The sequence below is a fragment of the Lentzea waywayandensis genome, assembly GCF_900115955.1.
In the GTDB taxonomy this organism is placed as follows: Bacteria; Actinomycetota; Actinomycetes; order Mycobacteriales; family Pseudonocardiaceae; genus Lentzea; species Lentzea waywayandensis.
Window position 1 is genome coordinate 1229933 of the sequence record NZ_FOYL01000001.1, and the last position, 20903, is coordinate 1250835.

Sequence of the window (20903 nt, forward strand, 5' to 3'; positions counted from 1 at the left end):
CGGCCCTTGTGGACCGCCCCTCGATGCCTTGTGCCGCCTCAGAACTGGGCGAGTGCCTCCCCGGCACGCCGTTCCAGCGCCGGCACCCCCGCCGCGAGCGTCAGGCCCTCCGCGCACAGGTTCCGCGCGACCTCGCGGTGCCCCAGGCCCACCTGTGCCCGTGCCAGTGCCAGCAGGCAGTGCACCTCGATCTGCCGCAGCCGGTCCTTCCTGGCCAGTCGCAGGGCTTCCGCGCCGACCAGCAACGCCTCGTCGTGGTCGCCACAGGTGCCGAGCACCGTCGCCATCCCGCACAGCGCTTCCGCCACGTGCCAGGGCGAACCCCAGTGCCGCGCCACCGCGACGGCCTCCTGCTGGTGGCGCACCGCCGACTCGGACTCACCGAGCACCGCCTCCGCGCAGGCCAGCGCGTTGAGCGCGCCGACCTCCGTTTCGCGGTTCTGTTCGTGCCGCGCGATCTCCAGTCCCTGCAACGCCTGTGCACGGCCCAGCTCGTAGTCGCCGAGGTCGATCGACACGAGACTGAGCCCGCACAACGCCGAAGCCTGGCCGTACGGATGGGAAAGCGCCTTGTGCAGCTCGAACGCCCTGGTCAGCGAACGCCGTGAGCCGGCGAGGTCGTCCTGCAACCGTTGCACGAGGCCGACACCGACGAGCACCGCGGCGGTGCCGAGCTGGTACCTCTCCGCGGCGGCGAGTTCCAGCGCCTCGTCCAGGCACGCGCGGGCCGCGTCGAGCGCGCTGCGCTGCCGGTGCACCGAGGCGAGGTTGTTGAGCGCGATCATCTGACCGAGCCGGTGACCACGCTCCCGTTGCAGCTCCAGCGCATCCTCGAACTGCTCGGCGGCCTTGTCGAACCGGCCGGCCACCCGCAGCGCGATGGCCGACGCGTTGAGCGCGGAGGCCTTCCCCTCCGGCCAGTTCACCTTCTCGAACACGCGCAGCGCCTCGGTCATCCACTCGACCGCCTGCTCGTGCCGTTCCCGGTGGACGAACGCGAGCCCGATGCTCTGCGCGGTGACCGCTTCCACGGCCGGCACGTGCTGCCGGCGCGCGGCGGCGAGGACGGTCGTCGCGAGCTCGACCCACTCGATCCGCCGGCCGCGGTGGTAGAACGACGTGCGCACGGCGTCCGCGAGATACCAGGCGATCGGGTACGGCCCCTCGGTCACCGCCTGTGTGACGACGGCGGACAGGTTCTCGTGCTCGGCGTCCAGCCAGGCCGCCGCCTCCGCCGAGTCGGCGAAGGAGATCGGGTTCTCCGGCACGGCAACGGGTTCCCGCGGCAGCCGCTGGTCGTGCCGGCGCCCGAACATGCGCTCGGCCGCGTCGGCGCCGGACAGGTACCGCTCGATGAACCGCTGCCAGGCCTGGGCCCGCGGCTGCGCCGGTTCGTCCGCGAGGGCCTGCCGCAACGCGTAGGCGCGCAGCAGGTCGTGCAGCCGGTAGCGACCGGAGACGTGCTGCTCGACCAGGTGCGCGGCGGCGAGCTGCCGCAGCTGGCGCTCCACCGTCCCCACCGCGTCCCCGGTGAGCGCCGCCGCACCGCAGGCGGTGAAGTCGGGGCAGGAGGCCAGGCCCAGCAAGCGGAACAGCCGCCGCAGTTCAGGAGCGAGTGCCTCGTAGGAGACGGTGAAGGCTCGCGTCACAGCGCTTTCGTCGGCGTCGTCGAGGATCAGCTGGCCCAGCCGGTCGCCCTTGGCGAGACCGGCCGCCATCGCGGCGACGCTGCTGTCCGGGCAGGTCACGATGTTCGCCGCGGCGATGCGCAACGCCAGCGGGAGATGCCCGCACAACCGCGCGAGCTCTCCCGCCGCCTCCGCCTCGGCCACCATGCGGTCCTGCCCGAGCAGCCCGTCGAGCAGAACCCGCGAGTCCTCACCGCTGAGCGGCCCGAGGCCGAGCGAGAAGGCACCGAGCTCGGCGACCAGCCGCCCAAGCCGGTTGCGACTGGTGACCAGCACGGTCCCGGTGGGCGGCAACAACGGCAACACCTGCTCGGCGTCCCGCGCGTTGTCGAGCACCAGCAGCACCCGTCGATCGGCGAGCAACGACCGGTAGAGCCCGGCCTGCGCGTCGACCTCCTCAGGAATCCGTTGCGGCTCAACACCCAGCGCCCGCAACAACTGGGCCAACGCCACCGTCGGCTCCATCGGCTCGCGGTCGGCGTCGAACCCGCGCAGGTTCACGTAGAGCTGCCCATCGGGGAACTGGTCACGCACGCGATGGGACCAGTGCAGCGCGAGCGCGGTCTTCCCGACCCCAGGAATGCCGTGGACGATCCACACGTCCGAGTCCCCCGCGCGTGCGCCAAGCTGCCGATCCAGCCGCGCCAGCTGCTCGGCCCGTCCGGCGAATCCGCGCACGTCACGCGGCAACTCCGCAGGCCGCGACGGTGACACCACCTCCGCCGCCGGCACGACAACCTGCTCGGGCTCGTCTTCTTCCCCCTGAAGCACCTGCACGTGCATGGCGCGCAACCGTTTCCCGGGCTCGACCCCCAGCTCGGCGTCAAGCCGTTCGCGCGTCTCGTTGTAGACCTCCAGCGCCTCGGGCGTCCGCCCGGACCGTTGCAGAGCCAGCATCAGCTGCTCCTGCAAGCGTTCACCGAAGGGGTACTCGTTCACGAACCGGCGCAACTCCTGCAGCACATGCGTGTGCCGCCCGATCGCGAGTTCGGCGTCGAAGAGCGTCTCCAGCGCGGCCATCCGCTGCTCAGCCAGCACCTGCCCACTGCGCCGCACCAGCATGTCCGTGGTACCACCCAGCGGCGGCCCCTGCCACAACTCCAGCACAGCACGCAGCCGGTCGACACCACGACGCGGCTCACCGCAGTCGATGAGCCGACGGGCGTCCTTGGTGATGTCGTCGAAGACCTCGACATCCAGCTCCCTGGGCCCGACCTCGATCAGATACCCAGGCTCACGGCGCACGATCACCTCACGCCCGAGCAGCTTCCGCAACTCCCACACACGAACCTGCAACTGCCCACGAGCACTGGCCGGCGGCCGGTCCTCCCACAACAGGTCGATGAGCTGGTCCTCGGACACAACCTGGTTGGCGTTGAGCAACAACGCGGCCAGAACGGTCCGCTGCTTGGGCCCGCCAAGCCGAGCCGGCCCATCAGCACCGACAACGGTGACCGGCCCGAGCAGCCGGTACTTCAAATCCGCGAACGCCGGAATGGCCAGCACGGGCGCACGCCCGTCCGACCGGCTCCGCACGTGCGCGGCAAGCGATCTGGGGGCGACGTTGTGGTCGACTGTCATCGGCGACTCAGTCCGAGCCGAACGCACGGTCGTCGGCCTCGGGCAACGCCGCTTCCACAGCGGGAACGGTCTCGGTGTTCCACATGATCAGCAGATTGACCAGGAACAACAGTGATATGGACATGACGACGACGGCGGAGCTCATCATGGCGGAGATCCTCACCAGCCCCGCTGACACGCCGCTGACACCACCGCGCCCAGTTGTTAGCGCGCACCGGGCGTGTCCCCGGATCCCGGACGAAAGCCGACGGACTCCACCGCCTCGATCAGCGAATTCGCCGAAACACCATAGCTGTATGAAGTTTCAAGGACAGTGTCGGACTGTGACGCAAGTCGCTCACGCCACACCTGGGCGGCGCGGTCCGCAGACGATCCTGCCGAAAGGTCCACATTGGACACAAACCTGCGGCGGCACCCGCCCGGCTGCCGCACCGCGCCGGCAAGAACGGCCACCCGGATCGCGGTCAGCGTGAACGGGCTCGCTCACGGATGACCGAGCTGTCTCCGAAGTCTTCCCCGAGCTCTCTCGGCCCAGGCTCGCGGGAGGCGAGCAAGGCGCACCCGGCCGAGGCGGAATCGCTGGGGCCAGGCCGAGCCTGGCCCCAGCTTCTTTCACGACGCGTTGGTGAAGGGCAGATGCACCGCGGTCACTGGCCCGAAGTCCACGTTGCCCGTCAGTTCGGTGTCGTTGAGCGCGCGGCGGTGGACCCGGAACTCGTCCAGCGTTCCCTTGAAGCGATTGGTGCCGTCCGGCTTGACGCCGAGACGGATGCCGTCCACGGCGAACGTGTCACCGTAGGTCAGGGATCCGGCGACAGAGCCGCTCGACCGGTTGTTGTCGACGAGCAGCTCCAGGGTGTTGCCGGAACGGCGGATCGTGACGAGGTGCCAGGCGTTGTCACCGAATCCCGCGGCTGCCGAGGGATCGGTGACGGCCATTTCGTAGGCGCCGGCATCGGTCTGGACATAACCGTAGAACCGGTCCTTGCCCGGCTGGGCACGCAGCCACATCGACCTTTCAGCGGCGCCGGTGCCGTAGGCCCAGAAGATGACCTGGTCGGCGGATGCGCTGGTGGCGGAGTACTTCACCCAGGTCGAGATCGTGAAGTCACCGTCCGCCAACGCGATGCTCGGGCGGTACGGCAGATAGGCCTCGTCGTCCGTGCCGTCGAACTGCAAGCCCGTGCCGTAGCGGCCCGTGACAACAGCGGGCGCGCCGAGAACCTTGGCGTTGCCGCAGTGAACGGAGGCGTTCGGGGTCTGCGGCCCGGTCACTGGATCGACGACGTCGTGTGCCTGGGTGTTCTGGCCCCCGAACCTCCACCACAGGGCGGGCGTGTCGGCCGGGAACCGGATCGTGGCCGCGGTGGTGAGTTCGGCGGCGGTCAACGCCCGGTGGTACAGCCGGAAGTCGTCCAGCGAGCCCTGCATCACGTCGGTTCCGTCCATCTTGGACCCGAGACGCAGACCCCTGATGCCCTCAGCCTGGTCTGCGCTCACCGATCCGGTCAGACCCGTTGCTGTCGCCGGGTTTCCGCCATCGACACTGAGCTGGACCTGCCCGCCGGTGCGGGTCAGGGCGAGCAGGTGCCAGGCGTTGTCGCCGAATGCCGTCCGGCCGGTGAGTGCGTCCGGCAGTGCGACCCCCACGGACGAGGTGTCGGTTTCCAGCCAGGCGTACAGCCGGTCCTCCCCGGGTTGTGCCCGTACCCAGACCGAGCGTTTGCCTGGCGTCGTGCCGTACGCCCAGAGCAGCGCCTGGTTGGGCGTGCCCGCCGTGGCGCTGTACTTGAACCAGGCGGCCATCGTGAAGTCATCTGTCCCGAGGTCCAAGGTCGGCGAGAAGGGCGCTTCCACGCCAGGATGCGACGAGTCCACCTTCAGCGCCCTGCTGCCGGGACGTCCTGCCTCGGTCTGGATCCCACCGAGAACGGTGGCGGTGGCGCAATGCCCGGAGACGTCCTCGGTGATCGGCGCCGCCGTCCTGCCGGGCACGACCGCGCCGTCGATCCTGGCCATCGCCAGGTCCAGCACCGGCCTGCCGTCGCGGTTCAGCCCGACATCCCTGATCCGGCCGGCGTACGCGTCGCTGACGCCCGCGTCCTGCTTGCCACCAAGGCGAATGCCTGTCACGCCCTCGCTCACCGGCCCGGCGATGCCGCCCGCCGCAGCCGATGCCGTACCTACCGTGAGCTGCATCTGGCTGCCGGTCCTGGCAACGGTCAGCTGACGCCAGGTGTTGTCCCCGAAAGCCACCGTGCCGCTGCTGTCCTTCACCGAGACGCTGGCACCACCACCGGAACCCTCGATCCACGCGGTGACCTGGTCATCGCCCGGTTGCAGGCGTACCCACAGCTGCGGAACACCCGCACCCGTGCCATAACCCCAGACCAGGACCTGGTTCCGAGTCGAAGCCGTGGCCTGGTAGCGGAACTGCAGCGAGAGCGTGAAGTCGCCGCTGCCCGGATCGATCGTCCGCGTGTACGGCACGTCCGCGTAGTCGCCGGTTCCGTCCAGCAGCAGACCGTCGTTCACGGTCGCGTTTCCCTTGAGGTACGCGTCGTTCGCTTCGGGGGTGCTGTCCGGAGTGGTCGATCCAGCACCCTGGGCCGGCTGGCCGGACGGCGTTCCGACGGTCGTGCCCGGCAGACCCAGCTGAGCCGCGGTGAACCGGGTGAACCGGATCTCGTCGGCGGAGAACGTGGCCCCGCCTTCGTACAGCAGGCCGATCTCGCCCCCGGCCAACTCGGCTACGTCCGAGTAGCCCGAGCGATCGTTGGTGACGAGCCCGTTGGGCGCGCTGGCCCAGGTGGTGCCGCGATCGGTGGAGTACCGGAACCGCATCTGCTTGCGTTCCGCGGGATCGGCCGGGGCGGAGAAGATCAGGACGTCGCCGGGCGTGGTCCGGTAGGTGTTCTTCAGCGCCAGCACCGAGCCCTGCACGTTCGGTGTGACCAGGGACGGCACCAGGGAGAACTTCGGCATCGTGGTGCCGCCGTCGGTGCTGACCGCCCTCGCCCTGTGGTCGCTGTCCTCGATCTCGTTGCGTGCCCCGGCGTACACCGAGCCGCCCGGCAGCTCGGTCACCACGATCTCGCCAGGGCTCAGTTCTCCTTCCACATAGGAGTTCTCGGTCTCGCTCGCCTGCCAGGTCTCGCCGCCGTTGTCGCTGTAGAGCACTCCGGCCAGCACGACCCCGGTGGCGGGCTTCTGGTGCGCGCCAACGATGAGACGCCCCTTGTGGTCACCCTGTTCCAGCTGGATGCCGTGCGCCGGGCCGGTGGCGAACCAGCCGTCGTTGGTGCCGTCCATGCTGGCGCCCAACGGTTTCGGCGCCGTCCAGGTCAGTCCGTCGTCGGTGCTCTGCTGGATCCACGGCAGCCGCTTGCCGGTCAGCGTCGCGTCGTTGGACGTGGTGATCAGCAGGATCTTCCCGTCCGTCCGGTCGATCACCGGGACGGGGTTGCCGCGGGTGAAGGGCGCGAACTGGTCCGTCGGAGTTCCCTGGGCGACAATCCGGATCGGCCCCCAGGTCCGGCCGTCGTTGGTGGACCGGCGGACCACCAGGTCGATGGCGCCGCGATCAGCGCACGTGGGCGACTTACGGGCCTCCGCGAACGCCAGCAGCGTCCCGGACGCGGTCCTGGACAGCACCGGGATCCGGAAGCAGCCGTAACCGTTGGTGCCGCCGCGATACAGCACCTGGTGTGAGCTGACGACGCTGACACCACTGGCGTTGGCCGCCGTCGGCATGAAGGGCAGCAGAAGGAGAATAGGCAAGAGAATCCGCAGGAAACGCACAGTCACACCAATCATGAGAACGCGGGGCCAGGCTTGGCCTGGCCCCGCGTGCGCTGTCGGTCGAGTCACTTCCGGGAGTAGAAGCGCGGAACTCCGTTGTTGCTGATGAAGCCCACCATGAAGGTCTGGCCGTTCGAGTTGATGAAGGTCATCGTGGTCGGGTCGCTCGAGGCCTGGTCGGAGTTGCCGGTTCCGGCGATCAGTTCCGGGTCACCCCACGTGTTGCTGCCGGTCGAGGTCTCGAAGAACCGGTAGATCTCGTTGTCGGTACCGCGGTAGACCACCGCGATCCGGCTCGTACCCGGATCCTTCACAGCAGCCGGAGCGCCCGCCGCGACGGCCGCGCCGATGGTCTGCCAGTCGGTCGGCCAGGCACCGCTCTGGTCCTGCAGCTTGGTCTGGATCACGCCGGCGGCGCCGCGGACGAACAGCTGCGGCACGAAACCGGGACGCAGCACCACGGCGGGCTTGCCGGTGACGTTCTCGCCGCCGAGGGCGGTCCACCCGGACACACCGCCGTCGTCGTAGTACTGGATCGTCTCCACCGAACCGGTGGCGGTGACACCGAAGACCCGGACACCACCCTGGACCTCGACCGCGCGGACCGTGCCGGGCGCGAGGTGCTTGTCACCCAGATCCCGCCAGAACGGAACCGAGCCGCTGTGGGAGTAGGCCCACAGCTTGCCCGCGCTGTCGGACGCGAACAGCACGACGGTGCCGTTGCCGAGCTTGGCGACCTCCGGCGGCGCGGCCATGGAGCCGCCCAGGTCCACCCACGGGTCCCAGGTCGTCGTGCCGACAGCGGTCTGGGTACGGGACCACACGGCACCGTTGGGGCGCAGGGCGAAGATCCGCACCTGGCCGGTGGGCAACTGGGTGATGGCGGGCTGGCCGGTGAACGACTGCCCGTCCGACAACACGGTCCACTGGACGTCGTTCTCGACGTCCACGTTGTCCTGACGGCCCCAGCGGACGTCGCCGCCGTCGTCCACGTAGGCGTGGTGCAGCTTGCCCGCGGTGGCGCCGTCCACCGGCGCGGCCATCAGCATGGACATCTTGGAGTCCTGCTCGATCGGCACGGTCGGCACCGGCCCGGCGAACCAGCCCTGCAGGTCCACGATCACGTGTGCGGGCTTGGAGCTGCCGTTGCGGATGTGGATCTTGCCGTCGGCGCCCGGTTTGAGCGTGATCATGTTGCCGCGCCAGATGTTCGCCTTGAAGTCCATGACGGTCACGGCCGGTTCGGTAGGGCCGGCCCACGCCTTGAGGTAACCCGCGGCTTCCGGCGTGACGACGATGTTCACGACGGCGCCCTCGACCGCCTGGGTCGCCATCCCGCTGATCCCGCCGACCTGCACGTCGAGGCTGGCGTTGGCGGCGAGCGGCTGGCCGTTGCCCGCGGTCCGCGTGTTGATCAGGCGCTTGGTCAGGTCACGCCAGCCTGCGCCCTGGTTGGACGCAGTGCCGAAGTAGCCCTCGGCGAGCACGACCAGGTTGATCGGGTCCGGGCCGTTGTTGCGGAAGGTCACCTTCCCGTCCGACAGCGCGAGCACCGCGCCGGACTGGGTGGATCCCGCCTCGTAGTTGAACACCGCCCGGTTCACCGAAGTCCCCGGACCCGCCGACACCCAGCCCGCCGTGGCTGCCCCTGGCACCAGCAGGTTCACCATCGCCGCACCCGCACCAGCCGGGATCACGCCACCGGTGAGGGTCACCGTGCGCGAACCACCGGCCGGGATCGTGCCGGTCGTCGTACCCGTACCGCTGCGGGTGTCGATCACTCTGGTGTGCGCGACCGGGACGAAGCCGCCACCGGTCGCGCCTTGCGCACCAGTGAAATAGCCCTGTACCTCGGCGACCATGTGGGTCTTGCCGGCCGCGTTGTAGACCGACACCTTGCCCTGCGGGCCGAGCTTCACCACGGCGATGTTGGAGATGTCCTCGCCCACGCCCGCCGAGATCATCGTTGTGCCAGGCCGGGTCTGACCGTCCGGCCACGCCACGGCCCAGGTCGCCTCGGTCGGGTTCAGCAGCGTGATGCGCATGACCACCGAACCGACGCCCGTCGTGGGCACCGCTCCACCGGTCACGGTGAAGGTGGTCGTGCTGGCCTCGCCGCGCTCGCCCGTGGCACCGATGCCGCTACGGGTGTCGAGCACGACCGGCGACGAAGACACCGGGACGTAGTCGCCGCCCTTACCCGCCGCATCGGCGTGCGCGACCTGCGCCCCGACGACCGGCACCACTGTCCCGACCACGCCGGCGACCAGCACGGCCGCCAGCCCGGATCTCATCCTTCTGAACACGGCGTCACTCTCTCTACTTCGTGTACCCGGTTGGCGCGGGATTTCCGTTGCTGTCCTGGAGCAGGCCGAGGTTGACCAGGCCGGGCCCGGACCCTCGTTGGTTGTAAAGGGAGTTGGGCACGACCTCGTTCTTGTTGATGCCCCCTGGGCGGCCGTTCTTGTAGAAGCCCTCAGCCGTCATCTCGAAGGACACCGGGATCGTGCGATCACCCGCGTACTTCGGAATCACCTTGTAGTAGACGACCTGACCTTCCCGCACCGCGGTGGCGACCTCGCGCTCGAACGCGCGCATGTTGTCCTCGAGTCGGCCCGCACCTCTGACCCAGTAGTTCGCGGCCCGGCTGCAGGTCGCCACGTTCTCGTACTTCTTGCCTTCACCGCCGAGCACGGCCGCGAGCAGATGGCACGAGTTGATCGTCAAGCTCGCGGTCGCGCCGTAGTTCTGCGAGACGTGGTTCTGCGCCCACTCGTAGCCCGGACCCCGCTTGGCCTTGTTCTCCCCGTAGGTCTTGGTGACGCATGCCTCCACACCGGTGGCGCGGTTGCCGTGCGCGGAGTCCACCGGCATGTAGTTCGGTGACGGCAGAGTCTGACGGCAGTCCCGTTTCTGGCGCTGGTGCTGGCCGGAGATCAGCCGGTCCGGTTGGTCGGAACCGTGGATCGTCACCACGACCGCCCTGGACGCGGACGACACGTTGTGCTGGAGCTGCCCGACCGCCCGCACGGCCGTCTGGTAGATCGAGTCAACGTCGGTCCGTGCGTCGTCGACGACGTCCCGCACCGTCCCGACTCGCCCGGCCGGTGCCTTCGGTGTCGACGAGACCTGGTCGGGATCAAGCAGGATCGGCTTGGTGGCAGCCGGATCCACAGCGATCGGCGTGTGCTTCGCCGCGTTCGCGTTGTCCGCACGCGCCCTGTCGGAGATCGCCTTCGCCCGCAGGTAGGCCGCGATCCGAGCAGCCTCGGCACGAGCCGCGGTATCGTCCTGCGGATCGACATCGCCGTCGCCGTCGGTGTCCTGGCCGGTGTCCGAGTCCGGATCCGCCGCCTGCTCCCACGGCGACCGCCCGCCTCCGCCACCACATTGGGACGTCCACGGGTGCGTGTCGCAGAACTGGTCGCGCACTGACGTCGGATTGTGGGAATAGCGGAAGTAGTCGCCGCAGGACATCCCACCCGACCAGCGCTCGCACCCGTCGTAAGGCATCTGGGTCGGCTTGAGCACCTGCCACGCGGCCCACAGCGGAATCGAGATCCGGCCGAAGCCCCACTTGGCACCCTTGCCGATCCTCGACCACCACGACTTCTTGGGCACGGAGATGTCCGGGGCCAGGCGCGGAGCGCATACCGTGTATCCCTTGCCCGCCGGGCAGAAGTGACCGGTGGGGTCGGTGTTGGTCACCGGGTTCCCTGCGCCGTAGCCGTAACGGTTGGCGGTGAGCGCCGAGCCCCCGCTGGTGTCGACGTCGTCCCGGGAGACGAATCCGCCCGTGGCCGGGTCGTACCAGCGTGCACCCATGTCGACCTGACCGGTCGCCTGGTCGGTCCAGTCGCCCTGGTAACCCAGCGCACCGGTGTTCCCGGCCTTCGCGGTCACCTTGCCGAACGGGTCGTAGGTGGTCGAGTCCGGCAGCGCGCCGAGTGTGGTGTCCGCCGGGTCGAAGCCTCCGACGACGTCACCGTGCGAGTCCGAGATGGACAGTCGTTTGGTGCCGCCCCGGTTGGTCGCCACCAGCTCGTCGCCAGGACCACGGGCGTACGTTTCAGTGCCGTCCGAGACGATCTCGTCGTTCTGGCCCGCGTAGGTGAACGTCGTGCCGTTGCGGGTGGCGACTCGGTCGAAGCCGTCGTAGGCGTAGGTCTGCGCCCCGTTGGTGATCATCCGATCGAGTGCGTCGAAGCCGGCCTGCTGAACCTGCGACCCGGTTGTCTTCGACCGCAACGTTCCTCGCGCCGAGTACGCATAGGTGCTGTCGCCGTCGGACAACAACCGGTTGCGCTCGTCGAACGTGGAGGCCTTCGACCCGATCTTGGTCCGGTTGCCGGCGTCATCCCACTCGTAGCCGGTGGTCACGCCGCCGGCCGTGCTGCTCTTGAGGCGATAGCCCTTGTCGTAGTCGTAGGTCGTGGTACCGGCACCCGCGACGCCCGTCGTGGTCCGGCTGGCGACCGTGTCGGTGCGGTTGTAGCCGTACGTCGTCGACGCGACCGTGGCGTTGGCGGAGTTCGTCATGACATCCGAACTCAGCCTGCCGAAGTCGTCGTAGCCGAGAGTCCGCTTGCGACCCGCGCCGAAGTCGATCGTCTTGACCTCACCGGTGTTGTCGTAACCGAACTTCTGGCTCGTGCCGGTGAGGCCGTCGGCCACGGTGTCCAGACGGCCCTTGTCGTAGACGTACGCCGCGGTCCCGGCGGCGTCCGCACGGCTGATGACGCTGCCTTCCTCGTCGTAGCGGTACTCCGCGACACCACCAGGACCTGCCGTGGTGAAGAGATTTCCACGGTCGTCGTAGGTGTAGGTGTTCGTGCCACCCACCGCACTCGCCGACCTGAGCCTGTTGGACAGGTCGTAGCCGTACGTCGCCGCCGCGGTCTGCGCCTCCGCGCCCGTACCGGTTTCCGAGGTGGGCCGGTTCGCCGCGTCGTAGACACGTTTGGTGACAACGCCTCCCGGCGCGGTCATCTGCACGGCGTTGCCGTTCTCGTCGTAGCCGGTCGTCCAGGTCCGGTCCGCGGCGTTGGGGTGTGCCGTGGTCGGCGGGTCGATCGTGGACTCGGGGACGCCGAGGCTGTTGTACGTGGTGATCGTGGAGTTGCCCCGGCCGTCGGTGTAACGGGTCCGGCGCCCGGCCGCGTCCACACCGTACGAGCTGGTGATGGACTTGTTGTCCGCCACCGGCTCGACCTGGTTGATCAGCTGGTTGGCCGAGTTGTACGTGTAGGTCCGCACGGTCTGGTCCGGGTCCGTGACGGTGATCAGGTTTCCGGCCACGTCGTAGCCGAACGTCGTGCTCCGCAGGGTGGACCCGTCGGCCTTCAGCACGTTGTCCGCGGTCTTCTGCCCGAACAGGTCGTAGATCACCTGGGACGTACGGCCCTGGGCGTCGACAGCGCGGACGGTGTGCCCGGCGAAGTCGTAGCCGTACTGGACCTGCACACCGTTCGGGTCGACGGACCTGGTCAGCTGGTTGAGCGTGTCGAAGGTGTAGGTCGTCGTCGCCTGTTTCGGCGAGATCTCGTTGACCACGTTGCCGACGTCGTCGAAGACAGCCCTGCTGGTGAACGCGCCCGCGACCGGGGTGCGCTCGATCGAGGTGGCCGTCACCTGGCGGTCGAGGTCGTCATAGGTGGCCTCGGAACGAATCCCCGTCGGATCCACAGTGGACAGAACCTGACCGGATCGGGTGTAGCCGAACGTCGTGACCGCGCGTTCGTCGTTGGTCGACGCGGGCACGTCGACCTTCGCCACCCGGTTGAGCTGGTCGTAGGTGCTCCGCGTGATGTTGCCGCGCGGGTCCTTGACCTCGACGATGTTGCTGTTGCCGTCGTACTTGGTGAAGGTCGTCGGCGTGACGGCCTGTGTCGCACCTGGCGCCTGGTAGGACGGCTTGGCCGAACTGGTCGAGCGGCCGTTGCGGTCATAGGTCGTGCGGGAGACGTTGCCGATTTCGTCCTTGTACTCGGTCATCTCGCCGAACGTGTTGTAACCGGTCGACGCGCTCGGCGTGGCCGTGCTCGCCGCCTGGCCGCCACTCTCCACCGACAACGGCGCCGCGGTCGAGGTGACCCGCTGACCGATCTCGTCGTACGTCAGCCTCGCGGTGAACGCGTTCGGGTCGGCACCGGTCGCGTTGCCGCGGGGGTCGACTGTGGACGTCGCCAGCCCGCGCTGGTCGTACTTCGTCTTGGTGACACGGGAAACCGTGCCGTTGGTGACGGTCTCCTGGATGAGGTTGTCGGCGTCGTCGTAGTCGTAGGACACCTGTTCCTGGCTGTTGCCGGTGATCCAGGGCACGTTCGACGGTTTGCCGGTAGTCGTGACGGTCTTGACGTTTCCGTTGCCGTCGTAGGTGAACGCCGTGCTGCGCATCAAGCCGCTCGGGTCCGCGGTGGCAGTGGCGACCCGGCCCAGCTTGTCGTAGGTGCTGGTCTTGACCGTCTTGCCGTTGGCCCTGACCTGCTTGACCGGGTTTCCGGCGGCGTCGTAGGTGTTGTCTTCAAGCACGAAGTCGCGCGTGGTGCCGTCCGGGTTGCGGAACTTCTTGAGCACGGCCTTGGCGAGCAGGCCGTCGTCGAAGTAGGTGTACTCGGTCCGCCGTCCCATCGCGTCGGTCTCACTGGCGAGCCGCCCGGCGAAGTCGTAGCTGTAGGCCTTGAGCACCAGGTGGTCGCCTGTTGCCGGAGCGCCCTCCGGGTCACTGCGCCAGTCCCGCAGCCGCACCTCGGCGAGCGTGTTGCGAGCGGTGTAGGCGTAGTCGTACCGGTTGCCGTTCGAGTCCGTTGTGGACGTGACGTTGCCCTGGACGTCGTAGTCGAACCAGGTCTGGCCGCCTTCGGGATCGGTCGTCGTGATCGCGCGGCCGTGGTCGTCGAGCGTCGACGAGGCGGTGCGGGTCTGGTCGTTGCCCAACGCGTCGGCGGTCTCGACCGAGGTGACGTTGCCGTCCGGATCGTAGGTGCTGGTGATCCGCTTCTGGTGCTTGACGCCCGTGACCGCGTTCGTGGTGACCGGCAACGTCGTGGTGCGCAACCGGGACATGCCGTCGTAGGTGTACGTGGTGACCACACCGGCCGGGAAGCTGTCGGAGACGTCCTTCTTGGTGATCATCCGGCCGACCTGGTCGTAGGTGTACTCGGTCGACCGGCCGGACGGCTCGGTCACCTTCGCCAGGTCACCGTTGGAGAAATAGGCGTACTTGGTGATCTTGCCCCGGGCGTTGGTGACGGAGTCGACCAGTCCGGCGGGCTGAGTACCGCCGCCGACCGCGCCTTCGCTGCCGGTCGTGTACTTGTACGACGTCTGAGCACCATCAGGGGACGTCTGTGTCGCCAACTGACCGCTCGAGTGGTACGCGTACTGGGTCCGGTAGGTGTTGTCCGTCGCGCTCGCCGAACGCGCGTCCCTGTTCTCCGTCGGCAGGTCGTTGCGCGGGTCGTAGAGGTTCGTGACCGTTGCCGGGTAGGACTTGTACGACGTCTGGCACTGGTTGGCGTCGGTGTCCCGGCAGGTCTTCGTCGAGGTGACGTTGCCGCGGGCGTCGTAGGTCATCGTGGTCGGGTTGCCGTTCTCGTCCCGAACCGTGGTGAGCACGCCCTCGTCGTTGTATTCGAACGTGCGGATGCTGACACCGTCCACTCCGTACCGGACGAACACGGGGCCGCCTGAGTCGTCGGGGATGACGGTGCAGAAAGCCGGGTCGTTGGGGTCCGGCTGGGTGCATTGCCGCACGGGGTCCGGTGGCGTCTCGGCGGGCTCGCCCGGCTTGTCCTCCGGCCGGGCCTCCATGCCCAGCGGCTGGCCGAGGCGCAGCAGCTGACCGCTGATCGCGTCGAACTCGTACAGACTGGTGCGGTTGCCGGGATCGAGCACCTCGATGCTGCGGCGCAGATCGGTGTCGCCGCCGTACACCGTTGGGGCGCCGACCTTCCACACACCGCCGTTGTTGTCGGTGTACTGCTTGACGCGGTCACGGCCCACGTCGTACGTGGCGAGGGCATCGACCCGGCCACTGGGCAGGGTGACCTTGCTCAGCAGGTCGGCCTGCGCGGTCGCGGCCTTGTGGTGGGCCATGACCGAGGCCGCGCCCAGCGGGCCGGCGTAGACCGCGACCTCGTCGATCAGGCCGCTGTAGGACCGCTGGGCCGTCGTGCCCCACGCCGGCCACGAGCCCGGTGTGCTCGCGTACGCGGCACCGATCTGGTTGAACGTCAGCAAGGTGTGGTCGATCGTCTTGCCGGTCAGCTCGCCGACCTGCGCACCGTCCAGGTAGAGCGTCTGGGTCGAGCCCATCGACGACAGCACGACGTGGTGCCACTTGCCGTCGTTCACCAGGGCGCTCGTGGTGATCGGGGTGATCGATCCGGTGCCGAACTGGCCGCGCAGCTTGCCGTCGGTGCCGACGTACAGCACCGGGACGCCGGTCGTGCTCGCCGAGCCCAGCGCCTTGTCCTGGTAGCCGATCAGCGGGCCGCCCGAGCCGGTGATGGAGTTCTTGAACCACAGCTCGATCGCGCCGTCGCGGCTCTTCTTCACCGTTCCCTTGGGCAGGTCCACAGTGGACGTCGTACCGTTGAAGGACGCGGCGGTGTCAGTCGCGCCGGCCAGCTGGCCGGCGGCGTTGAGCGTGACGTTCTTGTACGTGCCGGTGTCCTTGCCCAGGTTGACGGCGACCTCACTCGCGGCCGCGGTTCCCTCGTCCTCCCCCAGCCGCCAGTACGACTCGGGCCGCGAGTCGAGCACGGCGCTGCGGTAGTGCGAACCGGCGCTGTACTCGTAGTTCGTGCACCCCGGCGTCGGCCCGCACACCTTGGTGAGCAGGTCGCCGGTGTAGCTGTAGGCCCAGCTCAACGCTGCGCCGCCGACCGGGTCGGTGTCCAGTTTCGTGACGTGGTTGCCGGTCCAGGTGAACGTCAGCGACCGCCCGGCGGTGTTGGTCTGGCTGTTGGCCACCTGCGCCTTGCGGAGCTTGCCGTCCTGGTAGGTGAGCACGGTCGACCGGTTGGACACGTCGGTGATCTTCGACAGCTTGCCCGTCAACGCGAACTGATAGGTGGTACCGGACTTGTCCAGCAGCTTCCAGGACGTGCTGTCCAGGGTCAGCGAGGCCGTCCGGCCACCCGGCGCGACATAGGTTCCGTTGGCGTTGCGGCCGAATCGGACCGTCTGCCCATCCGGATAGGTGACCACAACGCTGCCGGAGCCGTCGTCGTCGGACACGACCTTCATGTCGAAGACACTGGTCCAGCCCGCGCCGAACAGACCGTCCCGGCGCGGGTCGATGCTGTTGTACGTTCTGGTCACCGACAACGCCGGGCCGGCCGTGCCGACGGTGGCGTCCACAGCGGACGTGGTGAGGTTGCCGGTCTGCGGGTCGAAGTCCTGGTCCTGCAAGCCGTTGGGCGCCGTGGACACCCGTGCGGTGATCTCCGGCTGCGGCACGTTCGCGAGCAGAACCGAATAGGGCGACGGCACCTCGGTCGTGGCGTCCTTCACGAACGCCCGCCACATGTAGGTCTTGGTCCAGCTGAGCGTGCCGGACGGGACCGGCCAAGCCGTCTTGGTCCCGTATCCGGAGTTCGTGCAGTTGATCGGCTTGCCGGCCGGATCGCGTTCGCAGAGCTCGAACTTGAACTGCAGCGCCGAGCTCGGCGGCGCGTCGACGTCCAGTGCTCTGGCCCACAGCTGCGGGGTCAGGGTCGGCGTCTGGTATCCGTTGGGCGGGAACAGTTCCTGCACGACCGGCGGGATGTCGAAGACCTGCAGGATGATCCGGCCGGGCGGGACCTGGTGGTCGGTGAACACCGGCCCGCCGGTCTTGACCATCGTGAAGTCGAGGAAGTACTTACCTGGCGGCATCGCTTTGATGGTCGCGTCGAGGGTGACCTTGCCGTTGCGCTGAACCGTCGCGGTCAGGTTCGCCGCGCGCTGCTGCGTGACCGCGGCGCCGTCGGACTTGTAGGCGCGGTAAGCCAGGTAGTAGTCGCCAGGAGCCCACGCGGCGGCGCTCTTGTTGGTGACCGTGATCTTGACCTTGCCGTCCTGGTTCTGCAGCACAGGCGGGTTCGGCCGCGGGTCGGTCAGCTTGTAGGTCGCGTTGTACGGGCTGTGCGTGACGTAGAGCTTCGGCGGGTTCGCGGTGCCGCGGTCGGTGAACTTCTTGGCGCCGGCGCCGCGGATCGACAGGCCGTAGTTGGGCTGTTCGCCGTTCACCCAGCGCTGCACGAGATCCCGGCCCGCGCCACCGAGGTTGAACAGTTCACCGGCGCGCGGGCACGCCGACGCGGGCTGCCCGAACGCGATGTAGCCGTGCGCGAACGACTTGCTGGCCAACGTGGCACCGACCGCGGGCCCCGGGTAGGTCCCGGAACCCGACGACCAGTTCTCGGTGACCGGGTGGACGTCGACCTGACGCGGGTTGCAGGACTCGGCGTCGAAGTTCACCAGCCACAGCTGAGCACCGAAGATCGTGTGGTACTGCAGCCGATTGACCAGATCGCCGAACTTGATGTAGGCGTTGGCGTTCGACCCGATCGCGAGCTCTCCGGAACCGGCCGATCCGGCGGTCATGCTGGCGTCCGCGGGCCCGCTGCCGACCGGCAGCGCGACGGTGGGGTCGACCGCGACCGGGAACGCCCGGATCGGATCCTTCAGCCAGGCCTCGTCGACGGTCAATTCGAGCGCGCCCTGGACAAGCCGGTAGGACACGGCCCTCGACACCGAACCCTTGGCGTCCACCATGTCACCGGGCGGGATCACCGCTCGCGGCTCGCCCTTCTCATCCTTGAACACGACTTGACCGTTGTCGATCTGCGGCGTCAGTCCTTTGAGGCGCAAGGGGAAGGTGAATCTCGTCGGTGCGTCGGGCCCCGCGAGCACAAGGGTCTCCTTGACCCCGCCCGCCCTGGATTCGAGTTTGAGATCTACTTTGGGCGCAACCCCTGGGTACACGATTGTGGCGCCGTCGACCTGCGGTGTGGACGCCGCGGCACCGGCCAGGGTGTACGACACGGAGTGATCGTCGTCGACAGTCAGCGTGACCAGATCGGCTGCATCGGACCGCCCGGCGAAGCGCAAGCCCACTTCGCCTGCCGCGTTTCGCCACCCCTTGCCTTGATCGTCCACCAGGGTCGGGTCGATCGGCGTCCAGGTGCCGTCCTTGCCGCGGTAGTTGAGTTTCGAGGTGGAGAACTCGGTTGTCTCAGAGCCATCAGGGTTTGCGTAGACCCGCTCGTACTCCGAGCGTCTCGCCGGTTGTTCCGCACTGGCCTTCTCGTCGAACCCCTTGACCTCGGTGAGCGGCGGCTCGGCCTCGGTGACCGTGTTGTCGACCTGCTGTTCCCAGGTCTGCTTGGGATAACGGCTTCGCACGCTCGCAGGCAGTGTCCGGTTCGCCGGTGTGCCCTCGAAATGCGTGCCCGCGCCATCGGCGGCCGAGCCCCACACCTGCCCAGGTCTGTGCAGAGCCGCGTACGCGGCCTCGTCACCCAGCTGATCTCTTACCGAGTCACCGGTCGCCGACACCACCATGAGGACCGCGAGACCACCTGCTACGACTTTCACGAAACCGCTGGGCACCAAGAAGAAGCCGAAAATGCCGGCCTTGCGTCTGCGCACGTGATCCCCCAAGTGGACCCGAACACTCCGATGAGCGTCGGCGACGTACCTCTCCGGCAATCGGAAAAGATCGAGTTGGACGAGGCGTGATATCTCAGTCGAATGAGGTGGTCGAGCCGACACCGATGTCGACAGTTCCCGGCCTCAGCGCTTCCGAGGCCGACTTGCATTCCGGCTGCCCGGCTCGCGGCCAGGTGCTCGAGCAGCCGCCACCCTGCGGCACGCAAGCCACAGGGTGCGGAGGTCTCACCACCAGCCGGAGCAGCGGCCGGTGACGCTGTCGCAGAGGCGGAACGAGATCTTGCCGACATCGCTGTAGCTGCCGGAGTAGGACGAGTTCTTCACGACACCGTCCTCACGGCGCTGCAGGTAGGTGTGCGACGGCAGCGACGACGGACCGTTGGTCCACCACCTGCCGTCGTAGTCGTTGCCGTCCCACACCCACGACTTGCACAGAGGCAAGGTGCCACCTTCCGGGCCTCGCAGGTCGCCACATTGCTGGGCGGCCGACGCGGGCGAGGCGAGGAGGATGCTCGCACTCGCAATGGTGCCGACGGCGATGCCGATCTTCCTGACAGCGTTGAGAAGCACGATGAATCCCCTTTGCGCGTGGGATGAAAAGGAGAGATCAGGCATCGATCACACGGGCGACGAACCGCGGGCCCTGCCCGCTGCGGCCGTCGGACGACCACCGGATCACCTTGGCGCCCTTGGCCGCGCTGCCACGGGCGATCGATTCGGCGTTGCCGCGCTTGTAGGTCACCAGGTTGTGGTCGGTCGCTGAGCTGGCGAGCGGCGTGACCGCGGCAGCGAGGATCGTGTCGCCAAGACGAGTCATCGACTGTCCCCAGTTCCATGATCGGTGCGGGTCACACGCCCGCGCCCAAGCTAGGAACCGGCGCTGACATTTCACTGACAGGTGACGGCGGTCACAACTGCATGATCAGATCGGACTCGACATTGGCCGCGCGCACATCGCGAGGGGAGACTGTGGATGGCACTCAAGGTTCGAGGCATCAGGTTGCCGGAGCACGAGGAAGTTGTTCTACAGATCGACGGCGAGCAGCTTCGAACCGCGTCGGCCGGCGGACACGACGATTTCGTGGTCGATGGTGGGTGGTTGCTCCCAGGCCTCGTCGACGTGCACACCCACCCCGGCACTGACAAGCCGGGCGACGAGTTCGACCTGACGCTGTTCCGGCAGCACATGGTCGAGCACCGCAACGCCGGAGTCCTCGCGGTGCGTTCACCTGGATCGGCCGACCGCGTCTCCGGTCGTGTCCACGACGACATCGACCTGCCCCGGCTGCGCACCGGAGGTCAGTGGCTCGCCACTCCCGGCAAGTTCTTCGCGGGGTTCGGCCGTGACGTCACCGAAGCGGACCTCGTCGACGCCGCGGTGGAGGAGGCCAAGGCCTCCTCCGGCTGGTGCAAGATCATCGGCGACTGGCTGCCCGGCACACCTCCTGTACCGCTGCAGGTGCTCACGGCGGCGGTTGACGCCGTGCACTCGATCGGCGGCCGCGTCGCGGTGCACTGCCAGACGGCCGAGGGCTGCACGAACGCTGTTCTCGCCGGTGCCGACAGTCTCGAGCACGGCCTGCACCTCGACCACACCCTGCTGCCGCGGATGGCGGAACAGGGAACAGCGCTCGTACCGACCTTCACCGCGTTCGCCAAGACCGTGGAGCAGCTCGGCCAGGACGTACCCGAGAACATCCGGGAATGGCTGCGGTCCGGTTGGGACGGACTGGCCGGAACGGCCCTGGCAGCTCACGAGGCCGGGGTGACAGTGCTGGCGGGAACGGACAGCAAGCCGTGCGGCGACATCGTGGGTGAGATCGACTGGCTGGTTCGCGCGGGGTTGCCTCCCGAGGTCGCCGTCGGCGCGGGTTCGTGGACCGCGCGGTCGTGGCTCGGCCTGCCCGGACTGACGGACGGGGGCTGGGCCGACATCGTCGTCTACGACGCGGATCCGACCGTCGACCTGGGCGTGCTGCGCCGGCCGAGCCGAATCGTCCTGCGCGGGAGAGTCATCCTCTGATCAGGCCCATTAGGCCGTTCGTCGAGATCGTGCGATCTGTTCGCCGAGCAGGACCAGCTGTCATGACCTTGCGGACCGTCCCTGCGAACGCGTTCTCGTCGACCACCTCGGAAGACCAAAGGAAAGAGCGCTCTCACCGGGCCTCACAG

Annotated in this window: 8 protein-coding genes; 1 reads left to right on the forward strand and 7 read right to left on the reverse strand. The window is 68.2% G+C overall.

Features of this window, described 5'->3' with window-relative positions; all coding sequences use genetic code 11:
- Positions 1 to 38: 38 nt before the first annotated feature.
- The 7 genes from BM417_RS04795 to BM417_RS04820 all read right to left on the reverse strand — a co-directional run bounded on the left by BM417_RS04795 (position 39) and on the right by BM417_RS04820 (position 19548).
- Entirely contained in the window at positions 39 to 3269 is a 3231-nt protein-coding gene (locus BM417_RS04795) for an AfsR/SARP family transcriptional regulator (protein WP_093588457.1), read from the reverse strand.
- 7 nt (positions 3270 to 3276) lie between these two features.
- Positions 3277 to 3417 carry a hypothetical protein gene (locus BM417_RS47555; protein ID WP_177320277.1) on the reverse strand — a complete coding sequence of 47 codons (141 nt, stop codon included), beginning with the start codon at positions 3415 to 3417 and terminating at the stop codon, positions 3277 to 3279.
- A gap of 464 nt (positions 3418 to 3881) precedes the next feature.
- Entirely contained in the window at positions 3882 to 7022 is a 3141-nt protein-coding gene (locus tag BM417_RS04800; RefSeq protein WP_177320278.1) for a LamG-like jellyroll fold domain-containing protein, read from the reverse strand.
- A gap of 113 nt (positions 7023 to 7135) precedes the next feature.
- Positions 7136 to 9376: a hypothetical protein gene (locus BM417_RS04805; RefSeq protein WP_143138504.1), complete on the reverse strand. Its 2241-nt coding sequence runs from the start codon at positions 9374 to 9376 to the stop codon at positions 7136 to 7138.
- 13 nt (positions 9377 to 9389) lie between these two features.
- A complete protein-coding gene (locus tag BM417_RS04810) occupies positions 9390 to 18710 on the reverse strand; it encodes an RHS repeat-associated core domain-containing protein (protein WP_093588460.1) in 9321 nt (3106 codons plus the stop codon).
- A gap of 246 nt (positions 18711 to 18956) precedes the next feature.
- On the reverse strand, positions 18957 to 19301 hold the full coding sequence (locus BM417_RS04815; protein WP_245821696.1) for a hypothetical protein: 345 nt from the start codon (positions 19299 to 19301) through the stop codon (positions 18957 to 18959).
- Positions 19302 to 19338: 37 nt separating this feature from the next.
- Positions 19339 to 19548 (reverse strand): hypothetical protein, encoded by a 210-nt coding sequence (locus BM417_RS04820; protein WP_093588461.1) that lies wholly within the window; start codon positions 19546 to 19548, stop codon positions 19339 to 19341.
- Positions 19549 to 19704: 156 nt separating this feature from the next.
- Between BM417_RS04820 and BM417_RS04825 the strand changes: the two genes are divergently transcribed.
- Positions 19705 to 20754 (forward strand): amidohydrolase family protein, encoded by a 1050-nt coding sequence (locus tag BM417_RS04825; protein WP_177320279.1) that lies wholly within the window; start codon positions 19705 to 19707, stop codon positions 20752 to 20754.
- Positions 20755 to 20903: the final 149 nt, after the last annotated feature.